This is a genomic window from Polyangium sp. 6x1, from assembly GCF_029946515.1.
In the GTDB taxonomy this organism is placed as follows: domain Bacteria; phylum Myxococcota_A; class Polyangia; order Polyangiales; family Polyangiaceae; genus Polyangium.
In genome coordinates, this window is the sequence record NZ_JARZHH010000060.1 from 16,847 (window position 1) to 32,945 (window position 16,099).

Here is a 16,099-nt window from a genome sequence, read left to right on the forward strand (position 1 = left end):
ACCTGCCATGACCACGAGGCCTTTCTTTTCGTTTTCCGCCCTGGCGCTCGCCCTGGGCCTGTCCGCCGGCTGCGCGAGCGGATCGCTTCCCCAGCACGTGGGCGAGGTGAACGACCTCTTCGCGGCGCGAAACAGGCGTGATCTCGCCGTGTCCGTGCCCGGACAGGACGAAGACTGGGAAACAACGGCGGCGGAGGTGCCGAAGCTCCTGTCGAAGCCGCTCGATGCCGAGGGCGCCGTGCGGATCGCGCTGGCGCAAAACCGCGAATTGCGAGCGGCCTTTTACGAGATCGGCATCGCGCGCGGTCGATTCGTGCAAGCCGGCCTGCCGCCGAACCCCGAGATCGATCTCGACGTCCGGCGACCGGACGATCCCGCACAGCCGCTCCAGCTCGACATCGGGATCGAATACGACCTCACCGGGCTCCTGATGCTCCCGCTCCGCAAAGGCGTCGCCGAAGCCGAGCTCGCGGCCGAGCGACTGCGCGTCGCGGGGCAGGTCCTCGACATGGCCTACGCCGCGCGGACCGCGTTTTACACGGTGCAAGCGCGGCAGCAAGAGCTCGACCTCCGCGCTCGCGCGCTGAAAGCTTTTCAGGCAGGGTTCGCCGCGGCGGAGGAGCTTCACCGGGTCGGCAATCTCCCCGACGTCGATCTCGCGACCCAGCGAGCCGCGGTGGAGTCGGCGCGCGTCGACGTCGCGGAGGCGGAAAACCGGCTTCTCGACGCGCGGGAAAACCTCAACGTGGCGCTGGGTTTGTCCGGTGAGCAGACACGCTGGAGCATCGAGGCCCCTCTCCCGGATCCGCCGGCCGAGGCGCTCGCGATCGAGCGGGTCGAAGAGCGCGCCGTCGCGTCGAGCTTCGAGCTCCAGGAGCTCGACGCGCGCATGCGTGTGGCCTCCAAGCGCGCAGGGCTCGCGCGAACCGAGGGCGCCCTCCCGCACATCTCGGGCGGCTTCCATGCCGAGCGGGACGCTTCCATCTGGGAGATCGGCGGTCACGTCACCGTGGGTTTGCCCGTGTTCAATCGCAACCAGGGCACGGTCCTCAGCGCTCGTTCGGAGTTCGGCGCCCAGCGCGAGCGCTACCTGGCGACCGCCACGGCGCTCCGCGCGACGACGCGCTCTGCGCTGAACCGCGTCGAGTCCGCCGGCCGACGCGCGCGCCATTACCGCGAAGTCGTCCTGCCTGCGCGAGAAAAAGCCCTCGCGGAGACGCTGCTCCAGTACAACGCCATGCAGGTCAGCGTCTTTCAGGTCCTCGACAGCCAGCAAAAGGTCACGCAGACCGGACTCACCTACGTCGAGACGCTGCTCGATTACTGGAATGCGCGCGCGGCGCTCGATCAGATCCTCGCCGGCCGCCACCGCGGCCTCGCGCTCGGCCCCGCCGGCGCGGCGAAAACATCCCTCCCCACCGGCGAAGGCAGCGCCGCGGCCGGGCACTGATTGCAAGAAAGAAACACCATGGATCGCCGCAAATTCGTTCAATTCGGAGTCGCCGCCGGGGGAGCCCTGCTCGCCTCGCAGGCCTTCGCCCAAAACGCCAAGCCCGCCGCCGCGCCTTCGCGCCCCTCCCCGAAACGCGCCGTTTTCCCCGGCGGACAGGTCGCCGTCACCACGCCGAACGGCGTGACGTTGCCGCTCCGAGAAAAGGACGGCGTGAAGATCGGCCACCTGGTCGCGATGCCCGTGAAGCACACGTTCGCGCCGGGGCTCGAGGGCGATTGCTGGGGCTACAATGGCAGGACCGTCGGGCCCACGATCGAGGTCGTCGAGGGCGATCACGTCCGGTTTTACGTGACGAACAAGCTCCCCGAGCCGACCACGGTGCACTGGCACGGGGTGATCTTGCCGAACGGAATGGACGGCGTGTCCGGCTTGAACCAGCGCCCGATCAAGCCCGGCGAGACGTTCGTCTACGACTTCACGTTCCGGCACGCCGGCACGTACATGTATCACCCCCATTACGACGAGATGACGCAGATGGCGCTCGGGATGATGGGGATGATCGTGGTGCACCCGAAGCGACCGAAGGGGCCGCCCGTCGATCGGGATTTCGTGCTGATGTCGCACGAGTGGAAGATCACGCCGGGCTCACGCCGCCCCGATCCGAACGAGATGACCGATTTCAACGTGCTCACGTTCAACTCGAAGGCATTCCCCGGGACCGAACCGCTCGTCGTGGGCCGCGGCGAGCGCGTGCGCATCCGGTTCGGCAACCTCTCGGCGATGGATCACCACCCGATCCATTTCCACGGCCTGACCTTCGAGACCACCTGGACCGACGGCGGCGAGATTCCGGCCGCCGCGCGTCATCCGGAGACCACCGTCCTCGTGCCCGTCGGCAGCACGCGCGTCATCGAGTTCGTCCCCGACGAGCTCGGCGACTGGGCCTTCCATTGCCACATGACCCATCACGTGATGAACCAGATGGGCCACGGAATGCCGGTCATGGTCGGCGCGGACGCGCGGAAGATCGATCCGAGGATGCAGAGCCTCGTGCCGAGCTACATGACGATGGGACAAACGGGCATGGGCGACATGGCCGAGATGGGAATGCCCGTGCCGAAAAACTCGATCCCCATGGGCGGCGGGCCCGGTCCGTTCGGGTCGATCGACATGGGCGGCATGTTCACGATCCTGAAGGTCCGCGACGATCCCGAGACCGCGGATCCCAAAGGCTGGTATCAGCACCCAAACGGGACCGTGGCGGATCGAGCGGATGCATCGCGCATGAAAGCGGACGGGATCGATCCGGACGCGACGTTCGGCTGAGCGCGCGGCGCCCCTCCACGACAAGCATCTTGCCCCTCCCCGCCCCGTGCTGTTCCATGGGGCAAGGGAGGACAAACATTCATGCACCATCCAATGTTCACGAGCCTCGCGGGCCTCGCGCTCCTCGGCATGGTCTCCGCGTGTGGGGGCGGCGGATCGCCCTCCGACGCGGGATCGGGCTCCGGCTCCGGCGCGAGCACGGGCGGCGGGAGCGGGGTCACCGTGAATCGCGGGCCCACGAGCATCGCGCTCGACGCCGACCCGAACGGGCTCTTCTGGGATGCGGACACGGCCACGCTCTTCATCGCCGACGACAATGGCAATCGGATCCTGTCGTGGACCGATACGGCAGGGCTCGGGCTCGCCGCGGAGCTACCGTCCGCGCCGCCCGACAGCGCAGGGCTCGGCCAGGTCGTCAAGATGAAGGACGGCACGCTCGTCGTGCCCAGGTTCGGCGGCGGCACCGCGGGCGACGTCGTGTACGCAAAGCCCGACGGGACGAACGGCGTGGTCCCGAACCTCGATCCGCTCCGCCGCCGCATCGGCCTCTCCGTGTCCGAGGAGGGCACGCTGTACGATACGTTCTTCGTCGCGATGAACGGCATCAAGCTCGGCAGCGTCGCGAAGCTCGATCTCGCGGGCACGGAGGCCGAGGTCATGACGGGATTGAAAAAGCCCGTGGGCGTGCTCGCGGTCGCCGGCGAATTCATCGTCACCGAGCAAGAGACGGGCAACGTGTATCGCGCGCCCATCGCAAACCCGGCCGAGCTCGCGGTCATCGCGCAGATCACGGGGCCCGATCTCTTGACCACGGGCCCCAATGGCACGTTCTTCACCGGCGGCAAGGACGGCAGCGTCCGCCAGATCATCGGCGGTGGGGACTGGAGCGAGTTCGCGAGCGGCTTCCAGGAGGTCCGCGGCGTCGCGTACGACGCGGAGAACAAGCGCCTCTTCCTCGCCGATCACGACGGCATCGAGGAGGACGGCGTGACCCATTTCCTGCGGATCCTGCCGGTCGATTGATGTGGTGTCGTGGATTCGCCCTCGCGGCACTCTTGCTCTCACCGGCCGTCGCCCGCGCCGAAGGGCCGCGGGTGCAGGCCCTCTTTCAGGGAGACATCGACGCGCGGCTCCACTCCGCCGAGCGCGTGGAGGGCGAAGACGGTTTTGCCGTTGCGCGCCTCCGCCTCGGCGCGCGCGCCGATTTCACGCCCTGGTTCCACGCGTTCGCGCAAGCCGAATGGGCCCAAGAAAAACCGGCGCTGCTCGACGCTTATGTCTCCGTTCGGCCCTCGTCGTCGTGGGAGCTGAGCCTCGGCGCGCGCAAAACGCCGCTCTTCTCGTCGGCGCGAGACGAGCCCGTGTGGATGCTCCCCGTCCCCGAGCGCGCCATGATCGTCCGCGCGCTCTGGCCCGGGCGCGACGTGGGATTCGAGGTGCACCGGCTACCCACGCCGCGCTTGCCACTCGAAGCATGGCTGCGCGTCGGCAATGGGTCGGGCAGCGTGCTCGGCAACGACAACAGCGATTTCGCGGTCGACGCGCGGCTCGACGTGGCCCTCGGGCGTGCCGATCCACGGGCGAAAGGCGCGCCGCCCCTCGGCTTGCGCGTGGGCGCAGGGTTTCACGCAGAGAGCGCCGAGGATCGGCTCGGCGTCCGGGGGACGACCGCCGACGGATTCATCTTTTATCGATCCGCCACGGTATATGGCCCGCGGTACGTCGCCGAGGCGCACACGGCCGCATATCTCGGGCCGGTGCGGATCCTCGGGGAAATCGGGTTCGCCAAGGAGAGCCGCGCCAAGGACACGGACGGCAATCCCAAAACGCCGCGCGTCCCGCAGGACGCCGTCCGGTCGCTCGGAGGGTTCGTCGAGGTCGCATGGATGCTCTCGGGGCAACGTCGCGCGCCGGGAATCTGGCCGACGGAGAGGCCGGGGCGCAAATGGGGCATCGGCGCGCTGGAGCTCGCAGGGCGATTCGAGCGGCTCTCGCTCGGAGAAGGCGCACGCGACGTCGAACCCGGCGGGGCGACGAGCGCGTCAGCAGCGATTCGCTGGTGGGCGACGCGGTTCTGCGCGGTCTCGGCCGCGGGTTATTTCACCGCGTACGATACGGCGCCGATCGAGGAGCCCGGCACGACGCAGTCGTGGCTGGGACTCCTGCGCGCGACGTTCCACGTGCCGGTGGAGAAACTCGCGCGATGACGGGCTGCGCTGCGCATGGGTTTCATCGGGGAGCGCTTCGCTGGGGCTTTGCCCCAGGCCCCAGCAGGGGTTGTCCACCCCTGCACCCGGACCAGCGCAAGCGCTGGACTCGGGGTCGATGAACTGCGCGATGCGCAGTTCATCGAACGGGCCAGGTCAAGACCGCAACCGACCCTGCCAACCGAGACAGCCGCGCTGAGGGTTCAACGGGCGACGCGGTACCAGCGGCGGCCTGTGGGAAGAACTGCGCATCGCGCAGTTCTTCCCCAAAAGGTCCAGGGCTGGCCCTGCAAAGAGGGGGCGAACAGCCTAAAAACTCTCCCCGCATCGACTGCGCGAAGCGCAGTCGATGCCCAGAGGTCCAGGGCTGGCCCTGGTCCGGGTCGAGGGGCGGACAGCCCCCGCGGGGCCCGGGGCAGCGCCCCGGCGAGGCGATCCAAAAACCTCAAACGCGGACGACACGGCACGCAAAACACTTGTACGCCTGCTGTCCCGACAGCGTGTCGAAATGCCGATCGTCGAGCAGCACGTTTGCGGGCTCGTACCGCGGCAGGCCGAGATCGTCGCCGACCTTCTGCGCGGGTCCGAAGAAGTTTGGGACGAAGATCGTGTCCTCGCGAATGCCGTCGAAGAGGAGTGCTGTCGCCCCGATCGCTCCCCGCGGGCTCTCCACCCGGATTGCGTCTCCGTCGCGGATACCTGCGCGCGCCGCTGCGCGGGGGTGAATTTGCACGAGCCGGATTCCGTTCATCAGCTTCCCGGTCTGCGTCCATTGCGTCATCGTCGCGAAATGGACGACGCTTGGCCGGCCGATCATCCCGAGCAGCGGAAACCCGGCGCGCGCGCCCTCGTTCGGCGGTACGCCGAGCTTGACGCGCGGCGTGGAGGAGCCGGGGTGGAGCGGGTTCGGGACCTTCTCGGCGAGGTGCTCCACCGTCGGGACGCCGGCGCCGACCTCGGGATGCGAATAAAAGGGCGGGAGCGCCGCGTGCCCGGCGCGGGCGAGTTTTTCGTGCATCTGCGGCGTGAAGATCTCGATTTTCCCGCTCGGCGTGAAGAAACGTTTTCCCGCGTGTCCGAGGGCGCTCGCCACGGACGCCCAGGAGGGATGGTCGAGGTACAGCGTGCTCGTGCCCGGGTGATCCTCGGAGGGGCAAGGCCAGCGGAGCGGCTCGGTGCGCTCGCGCAGGCGCTTCGAGGTCATCCCGCCCATGCCCGGCGTGTTCTTCACGAAAACCTCGTCCCAGAGCGTGCGGTAGTCTTTCCACGCCGCCGGGAGGTTGTCTTTCCAGTACGAAGGCGAATGCTTCTTGTCGACCTCGGCCATCGCGTGGGCGAGGTCGATCCAGAGGTGAATGTCGGGCCGCGCCTCGCCGATCGGGTCGACGGCCTTGTCTGACCAGCGAATGCCGCGGTCGTCGCGCCGCATGTAGACGCACTCCTGTTCGAGCACGCTCGGGACCGGGAGCACGTAATCGGCGAAGAGCGCGGGCTCCTCCAGGAAGAGGGCCGGATAGACGAGCAGCTCGAGTTTTTCGTAGGCCGCGCGCACCCGCGCCGCGTTCGCGCCGTCGACGAGGGGGTTTCCCATGAGGAACACGGCGCGCAGGCGGTAGGGATCCTCCTCGAGGATCGCGCGCGGGAACGTATCGGGCCCGAGCAGCCCGGGTCCCTTCTTCTCCGGGACCTCGCCGCGGATCGGGGGCAAACGGAGATCCCCCGGCCAGGTGTTGTGCATGAAATTGCACCCGCCGCCCGGCCTGCCGACGTTGCCCGTGATCGCCGCGAGGAACGCCATCGCCCGGTAGGTGTGAAACGCATTCATCTGATGCGAGATCCCCGCATTGCAGAAGATCGCCGCGGGGCGGGCCGAGGCATACGCCTCCGCGAGCGCGCGGATCGTGCTCGCGGGGACCGTCGTCATCCGCTCGCCCCACTCCGGGGAAAACCCTTGCGCCTCGACGTGCTTGACGAGCGCGTCGAACCCGACGACCCATTTTTCGACGAACGCCGCGTCGTAGACGCTTTTGCCGGATGACATGCGCAAGCATCGCGTACACGAGCGCCATGTCGGTGTGCGGGCGGATGGCGACGTGCTGGTCCGCGAACGCCGAGGTCGGGGTTTGCCGCGGGTCCACGACGACGAGCTTCGCGCCGGTGCGCGCGCGCGCACGGAGGAGGTGCTCGAACGTGACGGGGTGCGTCTCGGCCTGGTTCGTGCCGAAGAAGAGGAAAAACTTCGAGCTGCCGAGGTCCTCCTGGCCGGTGAGACCATCCTTGCCGTAGCCATTCGTGAAGTTGCCGAGGCCGAGGGTCCAGGCGAGCGCATCGCCGCCCGCGTCGTTGCAGACGGGGCCGACGTCGGTCGCATTGGGCGAGCCGTAGAGATCGAAGAACCGGCCAATGATGGAGCCGACGCCGCGCGCGAGCCGCCCCGACGTCTTGCTCGCGACGCCGGCAGCCCCGGTGGTGTCGCGAATCTCGACGAGCTTCTTCGCGATCTCGGCGAGGGCCTGATCCCAGCCGAGCGGCTCGAAGCGAGAATCGGCAGAGCCTTTCGCGCCGGAGACGCGCCGCAGCGGCGTGCGAATGCGGTGCGGGTTGTAGACGATCTGCGCCATCATCGGGCCCTTGACGCAGAGGTTGCCCTCCTGGACCGGATCGGCCGTCTCGCCCTTGATGTCGATGATACGCCCGCCCTTCTTGTGAACCCGAAGGCCACAAAGGGAGTTGCAAAACTGGCAAGCAGCGCGAACGACCTCGTCGGGCGCAAGCGCCCCGGAGTTTCGGGTGAGATCGAGGGCAGCGCGCGCAGGCTCGGGCGGAGGCAGAGGCGCAGTGGCCTCGCAGCCGGACACGAGCCCCGCCGCCGCGCTCGTCGCGGCCGACAGTTTCAGGAAACCCCGACGCGAAAAGTTCGAGTCGCTCCCCATGTTCAGGACGGGATCATGCGCCGGGGAGCGATCGAAAAACAAGGGCCTTGCGAGCAAGCCCGCCAGCGAACACGAGGGCAGACCGGGCAAACGCGAAGTGGTAGAGTCGCGGCGCCATGCACGCGCTGTCTCGACGCTCCTTCGGCTCGCTGTGGGTGTTCTTCTTGCTCGCCCTCATCTGCATTTCCTGCGGAAAGCAGCCCGCAGGAGGGCGCGCGCTCCAGCTCGCGACGACGACGAGCCTGAAAGACGCAGGCCTGCTCGACGAGCTGCTCCCCGCGTTCGAGGCGAAGACGGGCTACCGCGTCGAGGTAAATGCACTCGGGTCGGGCAAGGCGCTCCGCGCGCTCCGAGAAGGAACAGCCGACGTGGCCATCACGCACGCGCCGGCCGAGGAGCAAGCAGCGGTCGCCGCGGGCGAGGTGGGGCGGCGAAGCCCGTTCATGCACAACGAGTTCGTGCTCGTCGGGCCGGCCAATCAGGTGGGCATCGTGGCCGGCGCAGGGGACGTGCAGGAGGCGCTACGCCGCATTGCGTCGTCGGGCCGCTCGTTCGTGTCCCGCGGGGACGACTCCGGGACGAACCAGCGCGAAATGGCGCTGTGGAAGGCCACGGGGATCGGCACGAACAGCGCCTTCATCCTGCGGGCGAACGCCGGGATGGGCGAGACCTTGGAGCGCGCATCGGACGAGGGCGCGTTCGCGCTGAGCGATCGCGCGACGTTCGTAACCAAGCAAAAAGATTTGAAGCTAGCCATCGTGTTCCAGGGCGATGCGGCGCTCCGAAATACGTATGCGGTGATCGAGCCGAAGGCCAGCGCAGGGGGGAACGCAGACGGGGCGCGGGCATTCACGGAGTTTCTGCTTTCGAGCGAGGGACGCGCTATCATCGGCGCATTCGGCGTGAAGGCCAGCGGGGAGCCGCTGTTCACGCCCGAATCGCGCTGACGAGCTCGCGGAAGGAGCTCATCGCAGGCCGCCCCGCCGGGGCGCTGCCCCGAACCCCGCGGGGGCTGTTCGCCCCTCGACCCGAACCAGGGCCAGCCCTGGACCTTTTGGGGAAGAACTGCGCGATGCGCAGTTCTTCCCACAGGCCGGTGGCAAGACCAGGGACAACGTTGCCCGTCGAAGCCGTACCCCACCTGAGCGCGTCTCCAAGGTCGCGTGCGCGCGTCTCCAGGGTCGCGTGCGCACGTCTCCAAGTCGCGTGCGCACGTCTCCAAGTCGCGTGCGCGCGTCTCCAGGGTCGCGTGCGCGCGTCTCCAGGGTCGCGTGCGCGCGCCTTCCCCTCGTGCCCACGCGTCTCCAAGTCGCGTGCACGCGCCTTCAAGACACGCCAGCACAAGCTCCACGTCATGCACGCGCGTCTCGACCTCGCGCGCGCGCGCCTCGCCGCCTCCCACGCGCGCCTTTGCTCCCCGCCCACGCGTCATTTTCCTGCGCCCACACGCCTCGGAGACGTGCCCACGCGCCTCGCGCGCATCGACGTCGACCTCCCACGGACCCGTAACCAGACCTGGGACGAGCTTACCGATCGATCGAAGCCGCCTCCGTTGGCGGCCTCCCTCACCGATCTTGCCTCGGTGTTCGATGAACTGCGCACCGCGCAGTTCATCGACCCTCAGTCCAGCGCGGGCGCTGGTCCGGGTCCAGGGGCGGACAGCCCCTGGTGGGGCCTGGGGCAAAGCCCCAGCGAAGCGCCCTCGAGTTTTCCATTACCCTGATTTCGGCTCGATCGTCGGGGAAGCGTTCCCGAGGCTCGCCTCTGGCCTCGCCTTGAACTCGAGCGTCACGGCCTTGGAGAGCCGCACGACCGAGCCGGGTAGGATCGGTGCTTCTTGGTCCATTCCGATCAGCCGCCCGTCGACCTCCGTCGGCTGCCGCGAGACGGGCCGCAGCACGTATCCCTCGGGCTTGCGCCGAAGCTCGAAATGAAAGCGGCTCACGAGCTGCTCGAGCTGCTTGTCACGGAGCGAAAGGACGACGTCGTTCGCCCGCGTCCCCTCCTCCCCGCGGAGCCGGCCGAAGCTGAGGAGGTCCTGCCGTGGCAAAACGAAGGTGTCGCCGGTTTCGCGCACGAGCACGCTTCCTGGGAGGCGGTGTTCGTCGCGCCAATCGAAGCGGAAGAGCACGAGTGGCCCTTCGTGCCCCCGGACGACCACGGGGGGCACGGGCCAGACGCGCATGCGCAGGCCGGGCGGCGACTCGCGCAGGGCTGGCGCCGAGAGGCGCAGCTCGTCGGGCTCTGCCGTCGAGGCGATGCGCGCGCACAGGTTCACCGCGTCGCCCGACACGATCACGCCGTCGGTCAGCACCGGCCCGAAGTGCACGCCGAGCCGCACCACGAGCCGATGATCCCGCGCCCGCGTCTCGTTCTCCCGCAATGCGCGCTCCAGGAACACGACGAGCCCGCTCACGGCCTTCTCGACGTCCGGAAAACAGGTGAACGCGCCGTCGCCCGCGACGTCGACGATCCGCCCGCCGAATGGCTGGATCGACTCCCCGAGGAGATCGTGATGGAGCTGCTGCAGCGCCCTGCCCGCCTCGTCCCCGAAGCGCGCGAAATATGCCGTGGACCCGACGATGTCGGTGAAGCCGAGGGCGAGCGGCTTCTCGAACCGCCGCGTGAGGACCTGCGAGAGCTGGGTCTGGAGCCGGATGATTTCCGTCAGGCTCATCGCATCGAAGTCGAGCTTCATCGTGGGCGGAAGCAGGGTAGCCCGAAAGATCCGTCCCGCCTAGCTCTTTGCGCGCTGGGGTTGCGAAGACGCCTCGGCTGACGCGAGCACGCCCTCCAGCGTGGCGAGATCGACGGGTTTCACCAGATGGGCGGTAAAACCGGCCTCCTTCGCTTGCCGACGAACCTCCTCGTGGCCGTAGCCCGTCAATGCGACGAGAATGGTCTCGCGCAGGGCGGGGTCCTGCCGGAGCCGGCGGGCGACCTCGTATCCGTTCATCCCGGGCAAACCGATATCGAGCAAGATGACCTCGGGCTGAAAGGCACGCGCCGCCTCCAGGGCGGCACTCCCGTCGTGGGCCGTGACCACCTCGTGCCCCGCGATTCCAAGGAGCATCGAGAGGCTCTCCGCGACGTCGACGTTGTCGTCCACGACCAAAATGCGGCGCGGCCCCGTGGGGCGGCTGCTCGCCGAGGGCGCCGGCTCCGACGGCGGCTCCGCGTCCGGCAAGACTGGCAGCCGGACGATGAACTCGCTGCCCTTCCCTCGCCCCTCGCTGCGGGCTTCGACCGTACCGCCGTGCATTTCGGCGATGTTTTTCACGAGCGTCAGCCCGATTCCGAGCCCGCCCTCCGACCGGGCGAGCGAGCGCTCGACCTGCGTGAAGAGGTCGAAGACCCGGGTCAGCATTTCCAGAGGAATGCCGACGCCGGTGTCCCGCACCCGGATGGATACGACGTCCCCCGTACGCTCGACGGTGACCGTGATTCGCCCGCGCTCCTCGGTGTACTTGGCCGCGTTCGTCAGGAGGTTCTCGACCATCTGCGTGAGCCGCGTCGGATCGGCGTGGACACAGACAGGCTCGGCCGGCGTTTCGACCGAGACCTCGTGCTTGCGGGCGTCGAGGAGCGGCCGCGCCGTCTCGAGGGCCCGCCCCACGACCGCGGCGACGTCCACGCGCGCCTTTTGCAGCTTGATCTTTCCGCTCCGGATTCGGCTGACGTCGAGCAGGTCGTCGACGAGCCTCGCCATGTGCTGGACCTGGCGCTCGATGATCGCCGTCGACCGCTCGATCCGCGGCTCGGCATTGCCGACGAGCTGCAAGATCTGGGCGGCGTTCCGGATCGGCGCCAGGGGATTGCGGAGCTCGTGAGCCAGCATTGCCAAAAACTCGTCCTTGCGGCGATCGGCGTCGCGGAGCGCCTGCTCGGCCTCCTTGCGGGTCGTCACGTCCAGGAACATGCCTTCCCATATGATCTGGCCGGTCGGAAGCCGGCGGACACCCGAGCGGCAATGAATCCATACGATGCTGCCCCAGCGCGTCCACAATCGATACTCCATGTCGAATGGGATGAGGCCCTTCACGACGGCGGCCTCCTGCTCCAGCATGCGGGCGCGATCGTCCTCGTGGACCAGATTGTAGAGGGCCGAGGCGTCCGCCAGGATCTCGGCAGGCGTGACGCCGAGGAGCGCCTCGACGCCGGCGCTGACATAAAGAAATCGCCGTTGCCCCGTCGGCTCGGCGAGCAGTTGATAAATCGCTCCCCGCGGCAGGTTGTCGCTGAGGGTCCGCAGCCGCTCCTCGGTCTCGCGCAGGGCCCTCCTCGCCCGCTGGGACTCGGTCACGTTGACGATGGCCGCGACGAACCCCGTCACGTGGCCTTCCTCGTCGAACTCGGGATCGTACGCGCACCGCATGATCTGCGGCCCCAGGCATTGATAAAGGAGCTCGACCTCGAACTCGACCCGCTCGCCGCGGAGGACGGCCTCCACGTGCGGCTCGATGGTCGCGTACGCGGCGTCGCCGAGGACGTCGCGGATGGTTCGGCCTTCGACTTCGCTCGGCGAGAGCTTGAAGCGGGCGGCATAAGGCCTGTTGACGTACTTGTAACGGAGGTCCTTGTCGCAATGGGCGATCAAGACGGGGACGTGGTTGGTCAGGAGCTCGAGCTGCCGCTCCCGCTCGCGGTCCGCTTCCTGGAGCCGCCGGAGGTCGGTGCGGTCCCGCAGGATCTTCGCGAAGCCGTGGAGGCTCCCATCCTCGGCCCGGAGCGGCTTGGTGACGCCGGACGACCAGAATCGCGTGCCGTCCTTGCGGACGTGCCAGCGGTCATCGTCCCCGCGGCCGGTCGCCTGGGCCTGGTCGCGCTCGAGCTGGGGTGTGCCGCTCTGGATGTCCGAAGGCGTGAAGAAGAGGTCGGACGACCGGCCGACGACCTCGTCCTCGGGATAACCGAGGAGCCGCTCGGCGCCCTTGCTCCAGCTGAGGACGACGCCGCGCGGATCCGTGACGAAAACGGCGTAATCGACGACGTTCTCGGCGAGGAGCCGGAACATCTCGCCTTCCCACGCCCTCCGGTCCGCTCGCTCGCGTTCGGTCACCTCGCCCCGCAAGGAATCTAGGCGGAGCTCCGGATACCGTCAGGACGCGCGGCGAGAAAGGAGCGCGCGGGCGGGCGCGCGCGCTTCTACGAATCGACGCCGAACGCGTCCGGCTCTCCACGCTTCGCGCGGAACGCCGCGGTGCTCTTCGCCGCCACGACGAGCGCGGCGTCCTCTGCCAAACCCTGCGCGCGCGCCGTTCGCTCGATCTCGCCTCGGAACGCGCGCAAGGCCAGGATCCGGCTCGCCAAGGACACGACCACGGCGAGCGCGAGGAAGACGATCATGAAGGTCGTCGAGAGGTCCCAGACGGCGAGGGCCGACGCGACGAAGAAGCACACGGCCGAGAGCAGGCGCGATTGCTGGATGATCTGGGCGTGGATGCCCTCGGCGCGCGCCACCACGAGCTCGGCATTCGCGAGCGCGGCCGGTTTCTCGCTCTTCGCCGCTCTTTCCGTTCGCGCGAACGGGACAGCGTCCCGCGACTGGAAATTCGGCAACGTCGTCACGGCTTCGTCGTTCATGGGATCGTGGCCCTCGTCAATCGATGGCTGGTTGCTAAGCGATGCGGTGGTCCCGGCTGAGCGAGGGCTCCCGCGAAGGGGGAGCCTCGACGCTCAGGCCCGGGATGAAGCTCAAGACGGTGGCGGTCAGGATGAACGCCCCCGGGATCAGGAACGCGAGATAACCGGCGGCGCGCACGGCGGGGACCATCAAGGCCGCGCCGAGCGCGAATGCGATGATCTTTCCCGCGCGCAGCATCGCGCCCTGCAGCGCCGTGCGCCGGGCCTCGCCGAGCGTGAAAAACGAGCTCGCGAGCTGCACGCCGAGATCCGTCGCCGGGCCCGTCACGTGGGTCGTGCGGACAGCGAGCCCCGTGGCGGTGGAGACCGTCGCATTCTGCAGCCCCATGGCGAAGCTGAGCAGCGACAGCAGCAAAAAGTCCGAGGGCTCCTCGACCGACGCGCCGAAGGGCCCGAAGAGCCCCGCGTGACCCGCGACCGCGACGCCTGCGAGCATCAGCGACACGAAGAGCAGCGGCGCGGCGTGGAGTGGCTGCTTGCCGCGCTGGCGGCGCCCCTGCAGCGCGAGCACCGACGACGCGGCGCCCGCGATGAAGCAGAGCACCACGACGCCGTATTCGGCCATCAGCTCCCATAACCCCGCGTCGATGCCGAGCTGGGTCGTGAGCCCCGTGATGTGCGTGACGAACCTCTGGCAAGCCAGAAACGCGCCCGCATTGACGCTCCCCGCGGCGAGCGCGAGCAAGATCCAGCTCGGCACGTGGCGCATCGAGAAAATCGTGGAACTCGTGTGAAGCGCGACGGACATCAACATCCCTTCGTCGAGAGTTCGATGGAGGGTCACTCCCTCGGGCCGACGCTGCATTTTCACGGAACGTGCCAGGGGCGGATCGCCGCAGAATGCAGGGGCGCCGCCCTTGAACCGGCCTCGCTCGTCGGGCTCCACCGACGCCGCATCGACGGTCGTCTCCGACAGTGTCGGGGATCAGCGACAATGGCGCCGGGCCGAGCGCCGTGTCAGCTCATGTCCGGCACGCTCCACGATCCACGGATCCACGAATTTCCGGCTCTCGCCTTCTCTCGGAGCTCTCCTCGATGCGGCTCGTCTCGCGGCTCGTCCTCTCGCACGCGCTCCCCGTCGGACTCATGGTCTGCGCGCTCGTCGTCATGCTCGGCTCGCTCGCGCAGATCAGCTCGTCGCTGAAGGAAGTGCGCGACGCCGAGCTCGGGTCGCTGAACACGGAAGAGGCCGTCCACCGCGCCGCGTGGGCCGTCGAGATCGCCGTGCGGCACGGCGCCGTGGACTGCGAGCACGGGCGCTCCTCCGACGACGCGGCGCGCGTCATCCGGCAACGATCGGCAAATCTCGACGCGGTGCTCGCGGCGGCAGGCAAACCCGTGCGCGAATCCATGCTGGAGCCGGTCCGCGGCTACCAGGCGCTCGCCTCCCGCGTCTCGTCGGGCGACACCTGCGCCCACCTGCTCACGACCACCACGCGCCTCGAGCGCGAGCGGCTCGACGAGATGCTCACAGACGCCTGGATCTCGCGCATGTTCGAGCTCCACTCCGCGCTCCTCCGCAAGGACGAGGAGTCGGGCCGCGCCGCCGGCTCGGCGCTGTCGGGCGGCATCGTGCTCGCGCTCGTCGCGTGCGTCGTGTCCGTCCTGCTCGCGCATCGACTCGCGCGCACGGTGACGCAGCCCCTCGCCTCGCTCTCGTCGAGCGTGCGCAGCGTGGGGCGCGGCGACTTCACCGTCACGATCGAGGCGCAAGGTCCGCGCGAGGTCTACGAGCTCGCCGAGGAGATGGAGGTGATGCGACGCCGCCTCGCCGAGCTCGAATCGCTGAAACAAGGGTTTCTCGCGTCGGTCTCGCACGAGATGCGCACGCCGCTCACGAAGATCCGCGAGGCGCTCGCGCTCCTCGCCGACGGCGCGGGCGGCAAGCTGAACGAGCGGCAGGGGCGTATCGTGGAGATCGCGCAGGTCGCCTGCGAGCGCGAGATCCGCACCGTGACGACGTTGCTCGATCTCTCGCGCCTCCGCGCCGGCGTGCCCTTGCAACGCAAGCCCGGCGCCTCCGTCGACGAGGTCCTCTGGAGCGCCGTGCGCGACGAGGACGACGAGGCCCGCGAGCGCGGCGTCACCGTCGACGTCGAGACGCCCGGCGAGGCGGCCAAGGCCTTGCTCGACACGGTGCTCGTCGAGCGCGCCATCGCGAACATCGTGCGCAACGCCGTCGCCGTCTCGAAAAAAGGCCAGCACGTGCGGGTCCGCCGCGACCTCGTGCCCGAGGGACCCGGCGGGATCACCGGCTCCTGGGCGCAGATCAGCGTCGTCGATCAAGGACCGGGCATCCCGCCCGAGATCCGCTCCGTCATCTTCGACGCGTTCGTGACGCACAGCGTGGACAGCTCGCCGAAGCGCGTGGGCATCGGGCTCGGCCTCGCGCTCGCCCGGGAAATCGCGCGGGCGCACGGCGGCGACATCGAAGCCGCCGACGACCCGGCGGGCGGCGCGGTGTTCCGCATGTGGCTGCCCCTCGACGACGTCGAGCCACCGTCGCGCGCCCTTCCCGCGCACGTGTGATAAAACCA

At 68.6% G+C, this 16,099-nt stretch carries 11 protein-coding genes and 1 pseudogene; 6 read left to right on the top strand and 6 right to left on the bottom strand.

Annotation, left to right across the window (positions count from 1 at the left end; genetic code table 11):
- Window positions 1–7 precede the first annotated feature (7 nt).
- From QHF85_RS37865 to QHF85_RS37880, 4 genes are all read left to right on the top strand, one after another.
- Window positions 8–1,450 carry a TolC family protein gene (locus QHF85_RS37865; protein ID WP_281332292.1) on the top strand — a complete coding sequence of 481 codons (1,443 nt, stop codon included), beginning with the start codon at window positions 8–10 and terminating at the stop codon, window positions 1,448–1,450.
- A gap of 18 nt (window positions 1,451–1,468) precedes the next feature.
- Complete coding sequence (locus QHF85_RS37870) at window positions 1,469–2,779, top strand: copper oxidase (RefSeq protein ID WP_281332293.1); 1,311 nt, start codon at window positions 1,469–1,471, stop codon at window positions 2,777–2,779.
- An 81-nt stretch (window positions 2,780–2,860) separates the two neighbouring features.
- The gene (locus QHF85_RS37875; RefSeq protein WP_281332294.1) at window positions 2,861–3,802 is read left to right on the top strand and encodes a hypothetical protein; all 942 of its coding nucleotides are present in this window, start codon (window positions 2,861–2,863) and stop codon (window positions 3,800–3,802) included.
- A complete protein-coding gene (locus QHF85_RS37880; RefSeq protein ID WP_281332295.1) occupies window positions 3,802–4,986 on the top strand; it encodes a hypothetical protein in 1,185 nt (394 codons plus the stop codon). The genes QHF85_RS37875 and QHF85_RS37880 overlap by 1 nt, the downstream gene beginning before the upstream one ends.
- 445 nt (window positions 4,987–5,431) lie before the next feature.
- Here QHF85_RS37880 and QHF85_RS37885 read toward each other — a convergent pair whose 3' ends face one another.
- On the bottom strand, window positions 5,432–7,027 hold the full coding sequence (locus QHF85_RS37885; RefSeq protein WP_281332296.1) for a molybdopterin dinucleotide binding domain-containing protein: 1,596 nt from the start codon (window positions 7,025–7,027) through the stop codon (window positions 5,432–5,434).
- Window positions 7,028–7,079: 52 nt separating this feature from the next.
- A pseudogene (locus QHF85_RS49850) lies at window positions 7,080–7,919 on the bottom strand (molybdopterin-dependent oxidoreductase); the annotation flags it as partial.
- Window positions 7,920–8,035: 116 nt separating this feature from the next.
- Here QHF85_RS49850 and QHF85_RS37890 point away from each other — a divergent pair.
- Window positions 8,036–8,866, top strand: a complete 831-nt coding sequence (locus tag QHF85_RS37890) for a substrate-binding domain-containing protein (RefSeq protein WP_281332297.1) — start codon at window positions 8,036–8,038, stop codon at window positions 8,864–8,866.
- A gap of 767 nt (window positions 8,867–9,633) precedes the next feature.
- Here the strand turns inward: QHF85_RS37890 and QHF85_RS37895 are convergent.
- From QHF85_RS37895 to QHF85_RS37910, 4 genes are all read right to left on the bottom strand, one after another.
- Window positions 9,634–10,617, bottom strand: coding sequence for an adenylate/guanylate cyclase domain-containing protein (locus tag QHF85_RS37895; protein WP_281332298.1), 984 nt, complete (start codon window positions 10,615–10,617; stop codon window positions 9,634–9,636).
- A gap of 39 nt (window positions 10,618–10,656) precedes the next feature.
- Window positions 10,657–12,978: a PAS domain S-box protein gene (locus QHF85_RS37900; protein ID WP_281332299.1), complete on the bottom strand. Its 2,322-nt coding sequence runs from the start codon at window positions 12,976–12,978 to the stop codon at window positions 10,657–10,659.
- 86 nt (window positions 12,979–13,064) lie between these two features.
- Window positions 13,065–13,502, bottom strand: coding sequence for a hypothetical protein (locus QHF85_RS37905; RefSeq protein WP_281332300.1), 438 nt, complete (start codon window positions 13,500–13,502; stop codon window positions 13,065–13,067).
- A 34-nt stretch (window positions 13,503–13,536) separates the two neighbouring features.
- A complete protein-coding gene (locus tag QHF85_RS37910) occupies window positions 13,537–14,310 on the bottom strand; it encodes a YoaK family protein (protein ID WP_281332301.1) in 774 nt (257 codons plus the stop codon).
- A gap of 287 nt (window positions 14,311–14,597) precedes the next feature.
- On the opposite strand from QHF85_RS37910, the gene QHF85_RS37915 reads away from it, so the two are divergent.
- Entirely contained in the window at window positions 14,598–16,091 is a 1,494-nt protein-coding gene (locus QHF85_RS37915; RefSeq protein ID WP_281332302.1) for a HAMP domain-containing sensor histidine kinase, read from the top strand.
- Window positions 16,092–16,099 lie beyond the last annotated feature (8 nt).

Bases quoted from the DNA above. Each gene is read 5' to 3' on its own strand.
- QHF85_RS37865 (WP_281332292.1), top strand. From the start codon at position 8: ATGACCACGAGGCCTTTCTTTTCGTTTTCCGCCCTGGCGCTCGCCCTG.
- QHF85_RS37870 (WP_281332293.1), top strand. From the start codon at position 1,469: ATGGATCGCCGCAAATTCGTTCAATTCGGAGTCGCCGCCGGGGGAGCC.
- QHF85_RS37875 (WP_281332294.1), top strand. From the start codon at position 2,861: ATGCACCATCCAATGTTCACGAGCCTCGCGGGCCTCGCGCTCCTCGGC.
- QHF85_RS37880 (WP_281332295.1), top strand. From the start codon at position 3,802: ATGTGGTGTCGTGGATTCGCCCTCGCGGCACTCTTGCTCTCACCGGCC.
- QHF85_RS37885 (WP_281332296.1), bottom strand. From the start codon at position 7,027: ATGTCATCCGGCAAAAGCGTCTACGACGCGGCGTTCGTCGAAAAATGG.
- QHF85_RS37890 (WP_281332297.1), top strand. From the start codon at position 8,036: ATGCACGCGCTGTCTCGACGCTCCTTCGGCTCGCTGTGGGTGTTCTTC.
- QHF85_RS37895 (WP_281332298.1), bottom strand. From the start codon at position 10,617: ATGAAGCTCGACTTCGATGCGATGAGCCTGACGGAAATCATCCGGCTC.
- QHF85_RS37905 (WP_281332300.1), bottom strand. From the start codon at position 13,502: ATGAACGACGAAGCCGTGACGACGTTGCCGAATTTCCAGTCGCGGGAC.
- QHF85_RS37910 (WP_281332301.1), bottom strand. From the start codon at position 14,310: ATGTCCGTCGCGCTTCACACGAGTTCCACGATTTTCTCGATGCGCCAC.
- QHF85_RS37915 (WP_281332302.1), top strand. From the start codon at position 14,598: ATGCGGCTCGTCTCGCGGCTCGTCCTCTCGCACGCGCTCCCCGTCGGA.